The sequence below is a fragment of the Pseudomonas sp. PDM17 genome (assembly GCF_014851985.1).
In the GTDB taxonomy this organism is placed as follows: Bacteria; Pseudomonadota; Gammaproteobacteria; order Pseudomonadales; family Pseudomonadaceae; genus Pseudomonas.
Genome location: NZ_JACVAT010000003.1, coordinates 83,752 through 102,647 on the forward strand (window position 1 = coordinate 83,752; position 18,896 = coordinate 102,647).

Here is an 18,896-nt window from a genome sequence, read left to right on the forward strand (position 1 = left end):
GCGCGCCAGCGCAGTGGCCTCGACAAGCCCCACAACGATGAGACGCCCATGATCATCTCTGCCTCTACCGACTACCGCGCCGCGGCCCAACGCAAGCTGCCGCCGTTCCTCTTCCACTACGCCGACGGTGGCGCCTACGCCGAGCGCACCCTGCGCAACAACGTCGACGACCTGGCCAACATCGCCCTGCGCCAGCGCGTGCTGAAGAACATGTCCGAGCTGAGCCTTGAGACGAAGCTGTTCGACGAGACGTTGAGCATGCCCATCGCCCTGGCCCCCGTCGGCCTGACCGGCATGTACGCCCGGCGCGGAGAAGTACAGGCAGCCCGCGCGGCCGCCGCGAAAGGCATCCCGTTCACTATGTCCACGGTGTCGGTCTGCCCCATCGAGGAAGTCGCCCCGGCCATCGACCGGCCCATGTGGTTCCAGCTCTATGTGCTGAAGGATCGCGGCTTCATGCGCAATGCCCTCGAGCGCGCCAAGGCCGCCGGCGTGAAGACCCTGGTGTTTACCGTCGACATGCCGGTGCCCGGCGCCCGCTACCGTGACGCGCACTCCGGCATGAGCGGCCCGAACGCGCCCCTGCGCCGTGTCTGGCAGGCCATGACCCACCCGTCCTGGGCCCTCGACGTCGGGCTGCTGGGCAAGCCCCACGACCTGGGCAACATCTCCAAGTACCGCGGCAACCCCACCGGCCTGGCCGACTACATCGGCTGGCTGGGCGCCAACTTCGACCCGTCGATCTCCTGGAAGGACCTGGAGTGGATCCGTGAATTCTGGGACGGCCCGATGATCATCAAGGGCATCCTTGACCCGGAAGACGCGAAGGATGCAGTGAAATTCGGCGCCGACGGCATCGTCGTCTCCAACCACGGCGGCCGCCAGCTCGACGGCGTGCTTTCCAGCGCCCGCGCCCTGCCGGCCATCGCCGATGCGGTGAAAGGCGACCTGAAGATCCTCGCCGACTCAGGCATCCGCAACGGCCTGGACGTGGTGCGCATGATCGCCCTGGGCGCGGACACCGTGCTCATCGGCCGCGCCTTCCTCTACGCCCTGGCGACCCACGGCGAAGCCGGCGTGAAGAACCTGCTGGACCTGTTCGAGAAGGAAATGCGCGTGGCCATGGTGCTCACCGGCGCCAAGACCATTGGCGAGATCACCCGCGACTCGCTGGTGAGCGAACTGGGCGCGTGATCCATACGCCCACACGAAATACAGCCTGATTGACCGGGGTACGTGGCGCGCCAGACGCCATGGCCCCGCGAGGAGATTGCATGAGCCTGCCCGCCGCGTTCCTCGACACGGTAGAACACCTGATCCCCCGCGAGCGCCGCTTCGACGATGCGCTCTCGACCCTGGCCTTCGGCACCGACGCCAGCTTCTATCGGCTGATCCCCCAGCTGGTGATCCGCGTCGAAAGCGAAGACGAAGTCGCCAGCCTGCTCAAGTCCGCCCACACCAACAAGGTCGCGGTGACCTTCCGCGCCGCAGGCACCAGCCTCTCCGGCCAGGCAGTGAGCGACTCGGTGCTGCTGGTGCTGGGTGACAACTGGAACGGCCGCGACATCCGCGACGGCGGCACGCAGATTCGCCTGCAGCCCGGCGTCATCGGCGCTCAGGCCAACGCCTGGCTGGCTCCGTTCGGCCGCAAGATCGGCCCGGACCCGGCGTCGATCAACGCCTGCAAGATCGGCGGCATCGTCGCCAACAACGCCAGCGGCATGTGCTGCGGCACCGCGCAGAACAGCTACCACACCCTGGCTGGCATGCGCCTGCTGCTGGCCGACGGTACGCTGCTGGACAGCGAGTTGCCCGACAGCCTCGCGGCCTTTCGCGAAAGCCACGGCACACTGCTCGACCAACTCGCCGAGCTGGGCCGGCAAACCCGCGCCAACACCGAGCTGGCCGCGAAGATCCGCCACAAGTACCGCCTGAAGAACACCACAGGCCTGTCGCTGAATGCGCTGGTCGACTACGACGAGCCGCTGGATATCCTCACCCACCTGATGGTCGGCTCCGAAGGCACCCTGGGCTTCATCAGCGCGGTCACCTACGACACCGTGCCCGACCACCCGAACAAGGCCAGCGCGCTGATCGTCTTCCCCGACGTGGAGACCTGCTGCAAGGCCGTGACCGTGCTCAAGCAGCAACCGGTGTCCGCCGTGGAACTGCTGGACCGCCGCAGCCTGCGCTCGGTGGAGAACATGCAGGGCATGCCGACGTGGGTGAAGAGCCTCTCCGAAGGCGCCTGCGCGCTGCTCATCGAATCCCGCGCAGCGACCCAGTCGCTGCTGCATGAACAACTCGTGCAGATCAGCGCCTCCATCGCCGGTTACCCGGTGGAGAAACAGGTCGACTTCAGCGAAGACCCGGCGGTCTACAACCAGCTCTGGCGCATCCGCAAGGACACCTTCCCGGCCGTCGGCGCAGTGCGCGAGACTGGCACCACGGTGATCATCGAGGACGTCACCTTCCCCGTCGAACAGCTGGCCGAGGGCGTGAACCGCCTGATCGAGCTGTTCGACAGGCACGGCTACGACGAAGCCATCCTGTTCGGCCACGCGCTGGAAGGGAACCTGCACTTCGTCTTCACCCAGGGTTTCGAATCGCCTGAGCAGATCGCGCGCTACTCGGCCTTCATGGACGACGTCGCGCACCTGGTCGCCGTGGAATACGGCGGCTCGCTCAAGGCCGAGCACGGCACCGGGCGCAACATGGCGCCCTTCGTCGAGCTGGAATGGGGCCACGACGCCTACCAACTGATGTGGCAGCTGAAGCGCCTGCTCGACCCCACCGGCATCCTCAACCCCGGCGTGGTGCTGACCGACGACCCGCAGCTGCACCTGAAGAACCTCAAACCGCTGCCGGCCGCCGACGAGATCGTCGACAAGTGCATCGAGTGCGGCTTCTGCGAGCCGGTCTGCCCATCCAAGGGGCTGACCCTCAGCCCACGCCAGCGCATCGTCATGTGGCGCGACATCCAGGCCAAGCGCCGCGCCGGCGTCGACACCACCGAGCTTGAGCGCGACTACCAGTACCAGGGCATCGACACCTGCGCCGCCACCGGCCTGTGCGCCCAGCGCTGCCCGGTGAACATCAACACCGGCGAGCTGGTCCGCAAGCTGCGCGGTGAAGAAGCGCACCACGCCGGCACCGCCACCTGGCTGGCACGCAACTTCGCCACCGCACTCAAGGGTGCGAAGTTCATGCTGCACGCTGCCAACGGTGCGCGCATGGTGCTCGGCGCGCCGCGCCTGGCCCGCCTCAGCGCTTCCATCAGCCATGCCAGCAAGGGCCGCGTACCGCAGTGGACGCCGGCCATGCCGCAGCCCGTGCGCCTGGCTGCCGCTTCGCAGCCTGTGGATAACGGCAAGCCGCGCGTCGTCTACCTCACCGCCTGCGTCTCCCGCGCCATGGGCCCGGCGGCGGCGGACGAAGAGCAGATGCCGCTGATCGACAAGACCCGCCAGTTGCTGGAGAAAGCCGGCTACCAGGTGGTCTTCCCGGACAACGCCGATAACCTCTGCTGCGGCCAGCCGTTCGCCTCCAAGGGCTACAAGAGCCAAGCCGACGCCAAGCGCGACGAACTGCTCGCCGAATTGCTGCGCGCCAGCCGGGGTGGCCTCGACCCGATCTACTGCGACACCAGCCCCTGCACCCTGCGCCTGGTGCAGGAACTGGCGGACGACCGGCTGAAGATCTACGACCCGGTGAAGTTCATCCGCACCCATCTGGTCGAGCGTCTGGACTTCCAGCCGCAGGACAAGCCGGTGGCCGTGCACGTCACCTGCAGCACCCAGCACCTGGGCGAAAGCCAGGCGCTGATCGACCTGGTCAAGCGCTGCACCCGCGAAGTGGTGATCCCCGAGGGCATCCACTGCTGTGGTTTTGCCGGCGACAAGGGCTTCACCACGCCCGAGCTGAACGCGCATTCGCTGCGCACGCTCAAGGACGCGGTGCAGTATTGCGAGGAAGGCGTCTCCACCAGCCGCACCTGCGAGATCGGCCTGTCCGCCCATGGCGGTATCGACTATCGCGGCGTGGTCTATCTGGTGGATCGCGTGACTCGCGCGCGTTCGTCCACAGTCCAGGCGTAGGGCACACAACGTCTCCAGCGTTATCCGCCGTTCCCACGGGCGGCGGATAATCGGTTCCGGATGCTTCGCCCTGCTTTCTCCGTCCACGGCGCAGAAAGCCTTAACACCCCGTTAAGCGACCGCTGTCACCCTCTGCCCTAACCGGATCACGCCAGCTATCCTGCTGCACAGGCCGGTAGAGGGGACGAAGATGAGAATCCTGTTGGCAGAAGACGACCAGCTGCTGGGCGATGGCATTCGCGCGGGGCTCGGTCTGGAAGGCGACACCGTGGACTGGGTGAGCGATGGCGTGGCCGCCGACCAGGCGCTGGCCACCGATGAGTTCGACCTGCTGGTCCTCGATCTCGGGCTGCCGCGCAAGGACGGCCTGGAAGTGCTGCGCGGCCTGCGCCGCCGTGGTGACCTGACGCCCGTGCTGATCCTCACCGCCCGCGACAAGGTGGCCGACCGCGTCGCCGGCCTGGACGCGGGCGCCGATGACTACCTGACCAAACCCTTCGACCTCGACGAACTGCTCGCCCGCGTCCGCGCCCTGACCCGCCGCCACACCGGCCGCGCCGCGCCGCTGCTGCAACACGGCGAACTGGCACTGGACCCGGCCACCCACAAGGTCAGCCTCAGCGGCGAACCGGTGGACCTGGCTCCGCGCGAATACGCGCTGCTGCGCCTGTTGCTGGAACAGCGCGGCAAGGTGCTGTCCCGCGCCCGCCTGGTGGAAGCCCTCTACGGCTGGGACGGCGATCTGGAAAGCAACGCCATCGAAGTCCATATCCACCATCTGCGGCGCAAGCTGGGCAACAGCCTGATCCGCACCGTGCGCGGCATCGGCTACGGCATCGACCGTCCCGAAGGCGCCGCACGAGCTTGAGCGGCACGCCCCGCCGCGCCGGCTCCATCAGCCGGCGCCTGCTGCTGACACTGATCGGCGGTGTTTCCCTGCTGTGGCTGGTCGCCGGCCTGTTCACCTACCACCTGACCCGCGAGCAGGTGAACCGCCTCTACGACCAGGACATGATCGACTTCGGCCAGGCAGCCCTGAGCCTGATCGATGTCGCCGACGCAATAGACCCGCAGTCCAGTGACGCCATGGAAATCCTCGCGCGCAGCCGCAAGGCCATCGAAGGGCTGCCGTTGATTCGCCGCGAAGCCACACTCGGCTATGCCGTCTGGTACCGCGGCCAACCGCTGCTGGCCACCCACAAGCCGCCCAGAGGAATCGAGGCGCAGCCGCCAGGCTTCTCCGACCTGCTCAGCGGCGGGGTCAACTGGCGCGTGCTGCACATGGCCACGACGGGGACCGACGAGGTGCGCATCTGGGTCTTCGAGGACCTGCACTACCGCCACAAGACCCTGCACCTGCTGCTGTTCAGCGCCCTTTTCCCGTTGCTGCTGGCCCTGCCGCTGTTCGGCGTACTGGTGTGGTTCGGCGTCCGCCAGGGCCTTGCGCCGTTGCGCGGCCTGATCGAACAGGTGCACCAGCGCGGCGCCCACAGCCTCCACCCGCTGGCCCTGAGCCGCGCACCGGTGGAGGTGCACAGCCTGGTCAACGAACTGAACCTGCTGCTGGAACGTCTGCACTCGGCGATGGAAGCCGAGCGCCGGCTGACCAGCGACGCCGCCCACGAAATCCGTACGCCTTTGGCCAGCCTGCGCACCCACGCCCAGGTGGCGCTGCGCTCGTCCGACCCGGCCGCCCACGCCCACGGGCTGCAGCAGGTCAGCCGCAGCGTCGAACGGATCAGCGCGCTGATGGAGCAGATTCTCCTGCTGGCGCGGCTCGACGCCGAAGAGCTGCACGAAATCTTCGCCCCGGTGGACCTGCGCCTGCTGGCCGAAGACACCATCGCCGATCTCGCGCCACAGGCCATCGACAAGCAGATCGAACTGACCCTCGATAGCCAGGAGGTCACGCTGCGGGGCGTAGCGGCGTGGCTCGGGCTGATGCTCACCAACCTGGTCGGCAATGCCCTGCGCTACACCCCCGAAGGCGGCCGCGTGGCCGTCAGCCTGGAGAGTGCGAGCGACCGACTGACCCTCTGGGTGCGCGACAGCGGCCCCGGCGTGGCGGCGGCCGAACAGGCAGCGATCTTCACCCGCTTCTACCGCAGCCCCAGCGTCGCCAGCAGCAACGGCAGCGGTCTGGGCCTGCCCATCGTCAAGCGCATCGTGGAAATCCACCACGGGCGCATTTCCCTGCACGAGGGGCTGGACGGCGCCGGCCTGGGCGTCTGCGTCGAACTCCCGACAACCGCCGGGCCGATTCTCTGAACCCCGCGTGAATGGTGGCAGTCCACCCTGTACGGCCCGCTCGTTCGGTCCGCGACAACGGTCAAGTTGACAGGAGTACTGCCATGAAACGTGCCGCCCTGCTCATTACAGCCGCCCTGCTGGCGTCGCCGGCTTTTGCCGCCGACCTGTGCAGCGACAATCTGCAGAAAGTCGATGACGCGGTGAAAACCGTCACCAACAACACCCAGGCCCAGGAACAGGCCATGCGCCTGCAGGAAAAGGCCGCCCAGGCCCAGGCCGCGGGTGACACAAAGGCCTGCATTGCGCAGACCGAAAAAGCCCTGCAGCTGCTGAAGAAAAACGCCGGCGACGGCGGAGCCAACGGGTGATCCCGCACGCGGTGGCCGGCTCCAGGCCGGTCACCGCTCATAAGGCCCACTAAGCCTGCGCCATTCGCGACGCCGTACTTGATTCCCCACCCTCCTCGCCCGCCTAAGATGGTGCGATTGCCGACCACAAGAACCACAACCGGAATCGCCATGCCCGTCACCCGCCTGCTCATCGCCAACCGTGGCGAGATCGCCATCCGCATTGCCCGCGCCGCCGCCGAGCTGGGTATCCAGACGCTGGCGATCTTCGCCGAGGACGACGCAGCCTCGCTGCACACTCGACAGGCCGACCAGGCCGCGGCCCTGAAAGGACGTGGCGCCAGTGCCTATCTCGACCAGCAGCAGATCATCGACATCGCCCTGGCCCAGGGCTGCGATGCGGTGCATCCAGGCTATGGCTTCCTTTCCGAGAACGCCGGCTTCGCCCGCCGCTGCGAAAGCGCCGGACTCACCTTCGTCGGCCCTTCGGCGGAAGTACTCGACGTCTTCGGTGACAAGGCCCGCGCCCGCGACCTCGCTCGTGATCACGGCGTGGCGCTGGCCGCCGGCAGCAACAGTGCCACCTCATTGGAAGATGCCGAACGCTTCTTCCGCGAACTGCCTGCCGGCGCCGGCATGATGATCAAGGCCCTCGCTGGCGGCGGCGGTCGTGGCATGCGCGCGGTGCGCAGCGCCGAGGAGATCGCCGACGCCTACGCCCGCTGCCAGGCCGAAGCCCGCGCGGCCTTCGGCAATGACAGGCTCTACGTCGAACGCCTGATCCAGCGCGCCCGCCACATCGAGGTGCAGGTGATCGGCGACGGCCGCGTCGTCAGCCATCTGGGGGAGCGCGACTGCACCCTGCAGCGGCGCAACCAGAAGCTGCTGGAGATAGCTCCCAGCCCCAACCTGCACCCGCGCCTGCGCGGCGCCATTCTCGCTGCCGCCGTGCGGCTGGCCGAAGCAGTGAACTATCGCGGTCTGGGCACCTTCGAGTTCCTGCTCGACGAAGACAGCGGCGACTTCGTATTCATGGAAGCCAACCCGCGCCTGCAGGTGGAACACACCATCACCGAAGCAGTGACCGGCGTCGACCTGGTCCAGGCGCAACTGCGCATTGCCGATGGCGCCAGCCTCGCCGAGCTGAACCTGACCCAGGCGGAGATTCCCGCGCCGCGCGGCCACGCCCTGCAGCTGCGGATCAACCTGGAAACGCTTGCCAGCGACGGCACGCCCCACCTCGCCTGCGGCACCCTCAGCGCCTACGAGCCGCCCAGTGGCCCCGGCCTGCGCGTGGATGGCTACGGCTACGCCGGCTACCGCAACAGTGCCGGCTACGACTCGCTGCTGGCCAAGCTGATCGTCCACGGCAACGGCAGTTATCCGCAGCTGGTGCAGCGCGCCTATCGCGCCCTCTGCGAATTCCGTCTCGAAGGCGTGGCAAGCAACATCCCGCTGCTGCTCAATCTGCTGCGCCAGAGCGCGGTCGCGGACAACCAGGTCACCACTCGCTACATCGAAGAACACCTGCCCACGCTGCTGGGCGCACAGGAGCACGCGCACCCGCATCGCTTCTTCAGCCATGCCGGCGCCACCACACAAGCCCAGCGCAGCAGCGAAGCGCCGGCCGGCTGCCTCCCTCTCGCCACGCCCAGCGCCGGCGTGCTGGTCAGCCTGAACGTGGCTACTGGCGACGCCGTTGCCCAGGGCCAGACCATCGCCGTGGTCGAGGCGATGAAGATGGAATTCGAGGTAAAAGCCAGCGCCAGTGGCATCGTCCACAGCCTCGCCGCCACCCCCGGCGACAGTCTCGGCGAGGGCGACGCGCTGCTGTTCGTCGAGCCGGCGGAGATCGAAGCGCAGCACGATGAAAGCAGCGCAGCGATTGATCTCGACGCTATCCGCGCCGACCTCGCCGAAGTGCTCGAACGCCACGCCATCGGCCTCGACGAGCGTCGCCTGGACGCCGTCGCCAAGCGCCACCGGATCGGCAAGCGCACCACCCGCGAGAACCTCGCCGACCTGCTTGATGACGGCAGCTTCATCGAGTACGGCGCCCTGGCCATCGCCGCCCAGCGCCGTCGCCGCAGCGTCGAGGAACTGATTGCCAGCAGCCCGGCCGACGGTCTGGTCAGCGGACTGGGCAGCATCAACGCCGCGCAGTTCGGCGAGGAGAAGGCGCGCTGCCTGGTGCTGGCCTACGACTACACGGTGTTCGCCGGCACCCAGGGCGTGATGAACCACAAGAAGACCGACCGCATGCTGCACCTCGCTGAGCAGTGGCGCATCCCGCTGGTGCTCTACGCGGAAGGCGGCGGTGGGCGTCCGGGCGACACGGATTTCGTCGGCGTGGCCGGGCTGGACAACATGAGCTTCGTCGGCCTCGCGCGGCTCTCCGGGTTGGTGCCGCTGGTGGGCGTGGTCTCCGGTCGCTGCTTCGCCGGCAACGCTGCGCTGCTGGGCTGCTGCGACGTGATCATCGCCACCCGCGATACCAGCCTGGGGATGGCCGGCCCGGCAATGATCGAAGGCGGCGGCCTGGGCAGGTTCGCTCCCGAGGAAGTCGGCCCCAGCGACGTGCAGAGCGCCAATGGCGTGATCGACGTACTGGTGGAAGACGAGGTCGAAGCCACCCGCATCGCCCGCCAGTACCTCGCCTACTTCCAGGGCGACAGCGCAGACTGGCAGTGCGCCGACCAGCGCCTGTTGCGCCATGCTGTGCCGGAGAATCGCCTGCGGGTCTACGACATCCGCCAGGTCATCGAGCAACTGGCCGACAGCGGCTCGGTGCTGGAACTGCGCCGTCACTTCGCCGCCGGGATGGTCACCGCGCTGGTGCGTATCGAAGGCAAGCCGTTCGGCCTGATCGCCAACAACCCCATGCACCTGGGGGGCGCCATCGACGCCGAGGCCGGCGACAAGGCCGCACGCTTCATGCAGCTGTGCGACGCCTTCGACCTGCCGATCATTTCGCTGTGCGACACCCCCGGCTTCATGGTCGGCCCGGAAGCGGAGAAGACCGGCACCGTGCGCCACGTCTCGCGCATGTTCGTCACCGCCGCCAGCCTCAGCGTGCCGTTCTTCACCGTGGTCCTGCGCAAGGGTTATGGCCTCGGCGCGCAGGCCATGGCCGCCGGCAGCTTCCACGCCGCGCTGTTCACGGTCGCATGGCCCAGCGGCGAGTTCGGCGCGATGGGGCTGGAGGGAGCGATCCGCCTCGGCTACGCCAAAGAGCTGGCCGCGATTGAAGACCCGCAGGAGCGGCAGAAGCTGTTCGACAAACTGGTCGCCGCCGCTTACCGCAACGGCAAGGGGCTGAACATGGCGAGCTACCTGGAAATCGACGACGTCATCGACCCGGCCGATACCCGTCGCTGGTTGCTGCGCGGCCTGGCATCGACGCCGAAGCCCGTACCGCGCCAGGGGAAAAAGCGTCCACTGATCGATACCTGGTAACCCATGGGTTGAGCTGCTCGCCCGATCCGCTAGAATGCGCGGCGTCATTGGGGAGTAGCCGACCGTTCGACGAACGGGGGCGACGTCAACACACTTGGCCCGCAGGCCATGGCGTCGTCAGCAGTTTTGCCTGGCAAGACCTTTGACCACGTGATCTCCGCAACGGCCGGGGAGATGCGTGGTCATGGGTACTTACACCGGCCGGGAGCTTCACCGTGATGCACCACCCCACCCTTTGCTCCATCCCTCTGGAGCTGCGCGCATGCTGACCTTCATCCTCGAACTGCTCGGCATGCTGCTGGTGATCCTGATCGCCGCCGAACTCTTCACCAACGCGCTGGAACACTTCGGCGAGCGCCTGGGCATCTCCGAAGGCGTTACCGGTTCGCTGTTCGCCGCCATCGGCACCGCCCTGCCGGAAACCCTGATTCCTCTGCTGGCCCTGTTCGCCGGTACCAGCAACGTCAACCTCAATGAGGAAGTCGGCGTCGGCGCGATCCTCGGCGCACCGCTGATGCTCTCTACCTTGTCCACCTGCCTCATGGCGCTCGCCGCCTGGCGCGCGCGCGGCCTGTTCGGGCGCATCCGTCCCGAGCGCACGGGCATGCAGCGCGACCTGAACTTCTTCCTGGTCGCCTTCAGCTTCGCCACCATCGCCATGTTCGTCCCGGCTGAACTGCACTCCGTGCGCGTCGCCCTCAGCGTACTGCTGATGCTCACCTATATCGGCTACATCACGCTGACCATCCGCGCCTCGCAAAGCCTGGTGGAAGACGGCCACGGCACCGAAGCCGACCACCATATGTACCTGTCGCGCATCGGCCTGCCGACCAACCTCGCCACCATCCTGCTGCAGCTGCTGCTGGGCCTGGCGCTGCTGGTGCTGGGCGCCAAGGGCTTCATCCATGGTGTGGAAGGCCTGTCGCACATCCTGGGTATTTCCGCGCTGCTGCTGTCGCTGCTGATCATCCCCATCGCCACCGAACTGCCGGAGAAGATCAACAGCATCCTCTGGGTACGCCGCGGCAAGGATACCCTGGCCTTCGGCAACATCAGCGGCGCCATGGTCTTCCAGGGCACCCTGCTGCCCGCGATCGGCATCCTGCTCACGCCCTGGCAGCCGCGAATCGAAGTGCTCACCGGCGTGCTGGTGACCCTCGGCGCAGCGCTCTGGCTACGAATCAACGCCCAGCGCGGCGGCGGCCTGCCGATCTGGGTACTGATGCTCAACGGCGTGCTGTACGCCGCCTATCTGGGTATCACCCTGTCGCGCTGACGCAGACGGCTCATTGCCTACACTGACAGTCCGGGCTGCCGTTTCGGCGGCAGCCGCACGACTAGCGATACGCCGAAGGAGTGAGCATGAAAATCCTGGTAGTCCTGACCTCCCACGACCAGCTGGGCAGCACCGGCAAGAAAACCGGCTTCTGGCTCGAGGAGTTCGCCGCGCCCTACTACGTGTTCAAGGATGCCGGCGCCAGCCTGACCCTGGCCTCGCCCAAGGGCGGCCAGCCGCCGCTCGACCCCAAGAGCGACGAGGAAGGCGCGCAGACCCCGGCCACCCTGCGCTTCCGCCAGGACGGCGACGCCCAGGCCGCGCTGGCCAGCACCGTGAAGCTCAGCGAAGTGAAGGCCGACGACTACGACGCCGTGTTCTACCCCGGTGGCCACGGCCCGCTCTGGGACCTGGCCGAGGACCGCACCTCGGTGGCGCTGATCGAAGCCTTCCACTCCAGCGGCAAGACCGTCTCCGCCGTCTGCCACGCCCCGGCCGTGTTCCGTCACCCGCGCGGGCTCGACGGCCGGCCGCTGGTACAGGGCCGGCACGTCACCGGCTTCTCCAACAGCGAGGAGGACGCTGTCGGCCTCACCGACGTGGTGCCCTTCCTCGTCCAGGACATGCTCAAGGCCAACGGCGCCCGCTACAGCAAGGGCCCGGACTGGCAGAGCCACGTCGAGGTGGACCGCGGCCTGATAACTGGGCAGAACCCCGCATCCTCCGAGGCCGTGGCCGAAGCCGTGCTGAAATTCCTGAGCTGACAACGGCTTGCGCCGCCCCGGGTGGCTATCGGGGCGGCTTTCCCGTAGAATGGATCTCGACCTTGACAGGTTTTGGGGCCGATTAGGATTCGACGCCGGTAACAAAACTCGAGGGGCATGCCGAGTAGGTGACAGTTCTCGTAAATCAGCTGCCACAACTTTATAGTTGCCAACGACGACAACTACGCCCTAGCAGCCTAAGTGCCGCTAGCAGACCCTAGGGGATGCCTGTAAACCCGAAGATTAGGTCTGTCATATAGAACAGGATCGCCGCCAAGTTCGCTGTAGACGTAACGGCTAAAACTCATACAGCTCGCTCCAAGCGCCCTGCCACTCGGGCCGCAAGGAGTTAACCTAATAGAGATGGCTAAGCATGTAGAACCGACAGCGGAGAACTGGCGGACGGGGGTTCAAATCCCCCCGGCTCCACCAAACAACCCTTACAAATCAGGCGCTTATGCTTAATGCTAAGTGCCTTTTTTGTGCCTGAATGGGCTGTTCTAGCTGGGGAATGCCAGCTTAATGACAACTTCAGTCGATAGAGGTGACTCGACTGGGGGCAACCGTCTCCGACGGATCGAGCGCCCCATAACGACGGCGGGACTTCTAAGGACGGAAACCATCTGTACCTATTCGCCAATGGCTGCAAGCAGCAACTGGTAGCGCTTGTTGCTTACGCTGACCTGCGCCTGTACAGTCCCCGCGCTTCAGTATCTTGCCGAGAGCTTACGAACCAGGAGCGATCGCCTCCCACGGAATCACATAGGGAATTCAATGTTCATCCAGCAGTACCTTCCTTTACTCGTATATTCATTTTTTCTCCTCCTCGCATTTATTTTTTTCAGAAGAGGCCCTGACGGCTCGAATGCCGCCGGCAGAGATGAGTATATCGATGGCGTCAGAGGACTCGCTGCGATATCTGTCGTGGCAACCCATGCATGGCGGTTAGCCGCACAAGGCTCGAACTACACCTTCGACTTCCCACTCAGAGAGAACTATGGTTCGCTGGGGGTACAGATATTCTTTTGTATCACGGGATTTCTGTTTTTCGGCCAACTTTACTCCAGGCCGGAAGGATTCAACTGGAATACATTCTACCGATCGCGCATCAGACGCCTGGTTCCAGCCTATTTCGTCAGTTTCATACTAGGCACGTCTCTCATTCTTGCCCTGGGTAACTGGTCAGCCTTCAAACCTGTCCAGATTAATCACCTCATCGACATGCTCTTCTTTGGGTTCAAAGGAAATGGCAATAATCTCTATGCGCTTGGCATAGAGATTGATCGCTTTTTCTCCGTCATCTGGACGTTAACTTACGAGATAAAATTCTACCTGGCATTCCCCTTCATCGTCTGGGCGTGCAGCACCAAACGCAGTGAGAGCACGGCGCTGTGCATTGCGCTCGCAGCATTGGCATATGAAATTGCTTACAGTAAAACGACGTTCTCCGGTTACTTCCTGACCGGAGCCCTTTGTGCAAAGTTTCTAAGAAACATTGCAGTATCGCTTCTGATCCGGAAGACAGCAGCAGCAGCCGCCATATTGGCCACATTTGCATCGCTGTCACTTGATTTCAAAGCCTATGGATTCGAGCGCTTCATTATCTCCTCTGTGCTGTTTGCTTCGATCGTAATCGCCAAGCCCAGGATACTTTCAATCCGTCCGCTCACAGGCCTCGGCGATATCAGCTACAGCATCTATTTGATGCACGCACCAGTGCTCATGCTGACAGGCTATGCTCTCAAGGCAACATTAGTAGGGACTTCGGCGTCCCCCCTGCAATTCATTTTGATAACGTTCTGCGCCGTAACCCTGGTCTTTGCTGCTGCCTATGCCAGCTATCGTTGGATAGAGCTTCCATTCCTCAGAAGCGGGAAAGCAGCTCCAGAGAAAAAAGATACTACCGAGCAAAAAGTCGTTCCCGCATGAACCCTTGAGAATAAAAACTCGCCGAGCGACTGACATTACTCAGGTGGCAGATTGGAAAAAAAGGCGCTGAGCCTCAAGCCCAGCGCCTTTTTTCTTGCCCGCGATTTGCCTAGAGCGTCAGGAACCCCAGCCGTGGCATCAACGGTTCGACGTGCTCTTCCACTACCCTCTCCACGCACGGTTTGCGCAGGCGCAGACGTTCGGCGTTGCACAGCAGCGGACCGTCTTCGTCCGCAGCGCCGAAGGGATCGTCGATCAGCACACCCTTGATCAGTCCCTGGCGGAACAGTTCGCGGATGGCGAAGAGATTGGCTTCGCGGGGGCCGGTGAGATCGCCAAGGGATTTGAAGTCGGTTTCCGTGAGCTGGCTGAGCACGGCGCTCAACTGGGCCTGGGAGGGTTTGCGACTCATGGGGTACTCCGGGGTAAAGCGGGGGCAAGCATGACTATCGGGGACAAATGTTAACGCTGTATTAGCAGGCGAGCAGGCCGACCTTGGTCGGCCTGTCGGAGGAATCTTCCGACTCAGTCTCGGGAGATGCCCATTTCCAGTAGCGCGAGGCGCTCTTCAAGAGCCGCAATGCGGCCTTCCAGTTCGACCAGACGGCCCTCGTCATGACCACCACCGTCGCTGCGCTCGCTGGAGGCACGGCTACCGCTGGCGGCAATGGCAGCCTCGCGGTCTTCCTCGGTGCCCAGCAGGTGCATGTAGCGGTCTTCTCGCTGGCCGCTCAGGCGTTCCAACTGAAGGGCCATGCCACGGCCAGCGAGACGCTCGAGCTGGTGACGGACCTCCTCGGTGTCGTCGAAGTCGTGCATGCGCTGGCTGCGCGTGAGCAGTTCGTTGAGGGTCTGCGGGCCGCGCAGGAACAGCAGGCCGAGCAGGATGACCTGTGGTTTGACCAGTTCCAGCGCCTTGTCCAGCCGCTGCTCCCAGCGGTCGGCACGACTGCCCATCACCAGACGGGTCATTTCGCGCCCTTCCAGATGACGCAGGGACTGGCCAACTTGACCGGGCGTGAGGTTCATTACCGGGTCGCGGCTGGTCTTCTGGTTGCACGCGGTGACCAATGCGTTGAGGGTCAGCGGGTAGGCTTCGGGGGTGGTGAGCTGCTTTTCGATCAGGCACCCGAGAACGCGGGCATCCGTTGCACTCAGGGGTTCGAAGTCGGAGAGGGTGTCGAGCGACTGGCTCATGGCGGTATCCGTCGATGAGGAAACCGCCCTAGCCTAGCCGTTTACGCAGCGTTTGGCAGCCTCAGGCGGCGCCGGCAAGACGACGGTTCAACGGTCGCTCAATGACCGCCCAGTGCGAGAAGGACGCCGCCAGCTCCTGCTCGCGCCCCTGCGCATCACGCCCCAGCGTGCGCCGGGCGAGGTCGCCGGTGAACCAGTTGGCGGTATTGGCTGCGACAACTCGCCCTTCGCCATTCACCACCAGGGCCTCATGGCCCATCTGCATCAGGCTGCCCAACAGCACGCCCTCGAACTCGTGCAGGGCAATGTCAGCGGCGGCGACGCCGATGAAGCGGCCGTCCACCTGGATCGGCACGGAGAAGGCGAGGATGTACAGGTCGGTGCCGTAGAGGTCGACGAAGGGCCCGACCACCGAGGGCTGGCCGCTGGTGCGCGGGCGCGAGAACCACGGCATGTTGAGGTAGTTGTAGAAGCTCTCGCTACGCCGGTTGAAGTTCAGGCTCATGGGCACGACCTTGTCGCCACGGCCGTGGTACCACCACTCCAGGTACATCTCCTGGTCGGCCAGCTCGCCCGGCTCGATCACCACGCCGGTGCCGTGCAGGCGCGTGCCGTCATCGGTGAGGTCGTGCTGAATGCGCGGGCGCAGGGTGCCAAGGTCCTTCGAGGACGGGCGTTTGCCCTCCTCCGCCAGCGTGCGCCAGATCGCCACGACCTCTCCGGCCAGCTCGTCGAGGCGCTGGAAAACGTTACGGATGGAAGCGTCGATGCGCTGGGCGCAGCGCTGGAGCTCATCCGTGGGTTGATCGCTGGACATGACCGGGGCCTCGCTGTTCTTGTCGTTGTTCTTGCTCAAGGGCGGGCCAGAGAGGCTCGCAGAGTCGGATCAGAAAATCAGTCAATGCGCTCGCTCGACCGCGCCGTGAAAGCAGCAAGCGCTGTGCCAGTCAGCCGTCTTCGGCCAGCAGGCTCAGGCGCAGGTTGATCAGCCGCTTGATGCCACGGGTGACGTGCGCCTCGGCCAGCGCGCCGGCCAGGTTCGAGTCACCGGCGCTGATCGCTTCGAGGATCGCGCGGTGCTCCTGTTCGATGACCGCGGCGCCCGGGAAGCCTTCCACCGGCAGCCACAGCCATTCGCCGATTTCCGCCTGCAGGCGCGTCTCCGCGTGGGTCAGGCGCACCGACTGGGCGGCGACGGCGATCTCGATATGGAAGCGCGCATCGGCGCGGCGCTGTTCCTGCCGGGTGGTGGCACTCGCCAACGCATCGAGGTACTGGGCGATGCGCGCCTGCTCATCGGAGGTGGAGCGCTGCGCGGCGAGGCGCGCGGCAGCGCCGGCGATGGCGACATGCTCGTCGCCCAGATCACGCAGCTCCAGCGCACTCATCTGGCGCAGCTGCCCCAGCAGGGCGTCCTCGGACGTGTGCTGCGGCGAACAGACGAAACTGCCGCCGTTGCGCCCGCGCCGGGTCTCGATCACGCCGCGTTCGCGCAGCTCCGCCAGGGCATCGCGCAGGGTCACGGTGGCGACGCCGAACTGCATCGCCAGCTCGCTTTCGCTGGGCAGTTGCTCGCCTTCGGCGTAGAGGCCGAGGTCGACCATTTCCACCAGCCGGCGCGCGACTTCCTCGGTGCGCCCTTCCTGGCGCAGGCGCATGAAACTGGCGGGGCGGACTTTCCTGAATTCGTTCATAGGCAACAGTGCGAGGGGCGCGGAGGCGTCCTGCGCGGAATATTCCTGTTCTGGCGTTCTGTTCTGGTGTCGATGGCGAAGTCTACCGGCAAGCCCGGCTGTGGCTTCGCGAAAACTATGTCTCCATATTTTTAAATCGCTTTCCGGACTTTCAGCAAGGTCTTTTGCCACGAAAACCCCTTTCAGACGCTCATTTTTCGACCTGTATTGGCAACCTGGAAAACATAAGATATGGTTTCAAATGTATTTGCCAGCGACGGTCCGCAGGCCGTCTCCGCCAACAACAGGAAGAACGAGGAGCGATACGCATGAGCCAGCCAACCCGCGCCGAATGGGAAGCCCGCGCCAAGGCCCTGAAGATCGAGGGCCGCGCCTTCATCCAGGGCGAGTACCTTGCCGCCGCCTCCGGCGAGACCTTCGATTGCATCAGCCCGGTGGACGGCCGCCTGCTGGCCAAGGTCGCCAGCTGCGGCGATGCCGACGCCGAGCGCGCCGTACAGAGCGCCCGCAGCACCTTCGATTCCGGCGTCTGGTCGCGTGAAGCGCCGGCCACCCGCAAGGCCGTGATGATCCGCTTTGCCGCCCTGCTGGAAGAGCACGCCGAGGAGCTGGCGCTGCTGGAAACCCTGGACATGGGCAAGCCCATCGGCGATTCGCTGAACGTCGACCTGCCGGGCGCCGCCGACTCCCTGCGCTGGAGTGGCGAGGCCATCGACAAGGTCTACGACGAAGTGGCCGCCACCTCCCATGACCAGCTAGGCCTGGTCACCCGCGAGCCGGTGGGCGTGGTCGCCGCCATCGTGCCGTGGAACTTCCCGCTGATGATGGCCGCCTGGAAACTCGGCCCGGCACTGGCCACCGGCAACTCGGTGATCCTCAAGCCGTCCGAGCGCTCGCCGCTGACCGCCATCCGCATCGCCCAGCTGGCCATCGAAGCGGGCATTCCCGCCGGCGTGCTGAACGTGCTGCCGGGCTACGGCCACACCGTCGGCAAGGCCCTGGCTCTGCATATGGACGTGGATACCGCGGTGTTCACCGGCTCCACCAAGATCGCCAAGCAGTTGATGGTCTATGCCGGCGAATCGAACATGAAGCGCATCTGGCTGGAAGCCGGCGGCAAGAGCCCGAACATCGTCTTCGAGGACGCGCCGGACCTGCAGGCCGCCGCTGAGTCCGCCGCCGCGGCCATCGCCTTCAACCAGGGCGAAGTGTGCACCGCCGGCTCGCGCCTGCTGGTGCAGAAGTCGATCAAGGCGAAATTCCTGCCGCTGGTGGTCGAGGCCCTCAAGGGCTGGAAAGCCGGCCACCCGCTGGACCCGGAAACCAACGTCGGCGCCCTGGTCGACGGCCGCCAGCTGGAGCAGGTGCTGGGCTACATCCAGGCCGGCCAGGACGAAGGCGCCAAGATCCTCACCGGCGGCAAGCGCGTGCTGGAGGAAACAGGCGGCACCTACGTCGAGCCGACCCTGTTCGACGGCGTGAGCAACGCGATGAAGATCGCCCGCGAGGAAATCTTCGGCCCGGTGCTCTCGGTCATCGAGTTCGAGGACGCCGACGAAGCGATCCGCATCGCCAACGACACCCCGTATGGGCTGGCGGCGGCGGTCTGGACCCGCGACATCTCCAAGGCCCACCTCACCGCCCGCGCCCTGCGCGCCGGCAGCGTGTGGGTGAACATGTACGACGGCGGCGACATGACCGCGCCCTTCGGCGGCTTCAAGCAGTCGGGCAACGGTCGCGACAAGTCGCTGCACGCCTTCGACAAGTACACCGAGCTGAAGGCGACCTGGATCAAGCTGTAACGCGATCCGGAAACGAGAGGTTTGGAGCAAGACGGCGCGCGGCTGAACCCGCGCGCCGAACAATAACAACAACGCTTTCCGTTG

At 65.4% G+C, this 18,896-nt stretch carries 14 protein-coding genes, 1 other RNA gene and 1 riboswitch; of the genes, 11 read left to right on the top strand and 4 right to left on the bottom strand.

The genetic code is table 11. From position 1 onward, the window contains the following. The first annotated feature begins 48 nt into the window (after positions 1–48). The 10 genes from lldD (at position 49) to IB256_RS10630 (ending at position 14,119) form a co-directional block, all read left to right on the top strand. Positions 49–1,194 (top strand): FMN-dependent L-lactate dehydrogenase LldD, encoded by a 1,146-nt coding sequence (gene lldD / locus IB256_RS10585; RefSeq protein ID WP_192292692.1) that lies wholly within the window; start codon positions 49–51, stop codon positions 1,192–1,194. Between the two features lie 80 nt (positions 1,195–1,274). Next, positions 1,275–4,097, top strand: a complete 2,823-nt coding sequence (locus IB256_RS10590) for an FAD-binding and (Fe-S)-binding domain-containing protein (RefSeq protein ID WP_192402482.1) — start codon at positions 1,275–1,277, stop codon at positions 4,095–4,097. A gap of 190 nt (positions 4,098–4,287) precedes the next feature. Then, complete coding sequence (locus tag IB256_RS10595; protein ID WP_081520680.1) at positions 4,288–4,965, top strand: response regulator; 678 nt, start codon at positions 4,288–4,290, stop codon at positions 4,963–4,965. Then, entirely contained in the window at positions 4,962–6,365 is a 1,404-nt protein-coding gene (locus IB256_RS10600; protein WP_192292696.1) for a sensor histidine kinase, read from the top strand. The genes IB256_RS10595 and IB256_RS10600 overlap by 4 nt, the downstream gene beginning before the upstream one ends. An 83-nt stretch (positions 6,366–6,448) precedes the next feature. After that, positions 6,449–6,715 carry a hypothetical protein gene (locus IB256_RS10605; protein WP_081520678.1) on the top strand — a complete coding sequence of 89 codons (267 nt, stop codon included), beginning with the start codon at positions 6,449–6,451 and terminating at the stop codon, positions 6,713–6,715. 150 nt (positions 6,716–6,865) lie between these two features. Further along, on the top strand, positions 6,866–10,150 hold the full coding sequence (locus IB256_RS10610) for an acetyl-CoA carboxylase family protein (RefSeq protein ID WP_192292698.1): 3,285 nt from the start codon (positions 6,866–6,868) through the stop codon (positions 10,148–10,150). 37 nt (positions 10,151–10,187) lie between these two features. Continuing rightward, positions 10,188–10,356: riboswitch (yybP-ykoY riboswitch) on the top strand. A gap of 56 nt (positions 10,357–10,412) precedes the next feature. Further along, positions 10,413–11,426 carry a sodium:calcium antiporter gene (locus tag IB256_RS10615; protein WP_192402484.1) on the top strand — a complete coding sequence of 338 codons (1,014 nt, stop codon included), beginning with the start codon at positions 10,413–10,415 and terminating at the stop codon, positions 11,424–11,426. 86 nt (positions 11,427–11,512) lie between these two features. Continuing rightward, positions 11,513–12,190 carry a type 1 glutamine amidotransferase domain-containing protein gene (locus IB256_RS10620; RefSeq protein WP_138214211.1) on the top strand — a complete coding sequence of 226 codons (678 nt, stop codon included), beginning with the start codon at positions 11,513–11,515 and terminating at the stop codon, positions 12,188–12,190. Between the two features lie 74 nt (positions 12,191–12,264). After that, positions 12,265–12,622: a transfer-messenger RNA gene (gene ssrA / locus IB256_RS10625) on the top strand. A 342-nt stretch (positions 12,623–12,964) separates the two neighbouring features. Next, on the top strand, positions 12,965–14,119 hold the full coding sequence (locus IB256_RS10630; RefSeq protein WP_192402486.1) for an acyltransferase family protein: 1,155 nt from the start codon (positions 12,965–12,967) through the stop codon (positions 14,117–14,119). Between the two features lie 109 nt (positions 14,120–14,228). Here IB256_RS10630 and IB256_RS10635 read toward each other — a convergent pair whose 3' ends face one another. From IB256_RS10635 to IB256_RS10650, 4 genes are all read right to left on the bottom strand, one after another. Continuing rightward, positions 14,229–14,531: a hypothetical protein gene (locus IB256_RS10635; RefSeq protein ID WP_192402488.1), complete on the bottom strand. Its 303-nt coding sequence runs from the start codon at positions 14,529–14,531 to the stop codon at positions 14,229–14,231. Between the two features lie 113 nt (positions 14,532–14,644). Beyond that, a complete protein-coding gene (locus IB256_RS10640; protein WP_081520087.1) occupies positions 14,645–15,316 on the bottom strand; it encodes a YceH family protein in 672 nt (223 codons plus the stop codon). A gap of 61 nt (positions 15,317–15,377) precedes the next feature. Then, a complete protein-coding gene (locus IB256_RS10645) occupies positions 15,378–16,172 on the bottom strand; it encodes a cache domain-containing protein (RefSeq protein ID WP_225601719.1) in 795 nt (264 codons plus the stop codon). Between the two features lie 91 nt (positions 16,173–16,263). Next, complete coding sequence (locus IB256_RS10650; RefSeq protein WP_225601720.1) at positions 16,264–17,010, bottom strand: FadR/GntR family transcriptional regulator; 747 nt, start codon at positions 17,008–17,010, stop codon at positions 16,264–16,266. A 308-nt stretch (positions 17,011–17,318) separates the two neighbouring features. On the opposite strand from IB256_RS10650, the gene IB256_RS10655 reads away from it, so the two are divergent. Then, positions 17,319–18,812: an aldehyde dehydrogenase gene (locus IB256_RS10655; RefSeq protein ID WP_192292702.1), complete on the top strand. Its 1,494-nt coding sequence runs from the start codon at positions 17,319–17,321 to the stop codon at positions 18,810–18,812. The last annotated feature ends 84 nt before the right edge of the window (positions 18,813–18,896 follow it).

Excerpts from the sequence above, each read along its gene's own strand:
- IB256_RS10605 (WP_081520678.1), top strand. The coding sequence starts at position 6,449 with ATGAAACGTGCCGCCCTGCTCATTACAGCCGCCCTGCTGGCGTCGCCG.
- IB256_RS10620 (WP_138214211.1), top strand. The coding sequence starts at position 11,513 with ATGAAAATCCTGGTAGTCCTGACCTCCCACGACCAGCTGGGCAGCACC.
- IB256_RS10635 (WP_192402488.1), bottom strand. The coding sequence starts at position 14,531 with ATGAGTCGCAAACCCTCCCAGGCCCAGTTGAGCGCCGTGCTCAGCCAG.
- IB256_RS10630 (WP_192402486.1), top strand. The coding sequence starts at position 12,965 with ATGTTCATCCAGCAGTACCTTCCTTTACTCGTATATTCATTTTTTCTC.
- IB256_RS10610 (WP_192292698.1), top strand. The coding sequence starts at position 6,866 with ATGCCCGTCACCCGCCTGCTCATCGCCAACCGTGGCGAGATCGCCATC.
- lldD (WP_192292692.1), top strand. The coding sequence starts at position 49 with ATGATCATCTCTGCCTCTACCGACTACCGCGCCGCGGCCCAACGCAAG.
- IB256_RS10640 (WP_081520087.1), bottom strand. The coding sequence starts at position 15,316 with ATGAGCCAGTCGCTCGACACCCTCTCCGACTTCGAACCCCTGAGTGCA.
- IB256_RS10595 (WP_081520680.1), top strand. The coding sequence starts at position 4,288 with ATGAGAATCCTGTTGGCAGAAGACGACCAGCTGCTGGGCGATGGCATT.
- IB256_RS10650 (WP_225601720.1), bottom strand. The coding sequence starts at position 17,010 with ATGAACGAATTCAGGAAAGTCCGCCCCGCCAGTTTCATGCGCCTGCGC.
- IB256_RS10655 (WP_192292702.1), top strand. The coding sequence starts at position 17,319 with ATGAGCCAGCCAACCCGCGCCGAATGGGAAGCCCGCGCCAAGGCCCTG.
- IB256_RS10590 (WP_192402482.1), top strand. The coding sequence starts at position 1,275 with ATGAGCCTGCCCGCCGCGTTCCTCGACACGGTAGAACACCTGATCCCC.
- IB256_RS10615 (WP_192402484.1), top strand. The coding sequence starts at position 10,413 with ATGCTGACCTTCATCCTCGAACTGCTCGGCATGCTGCTGGTGATCCTG.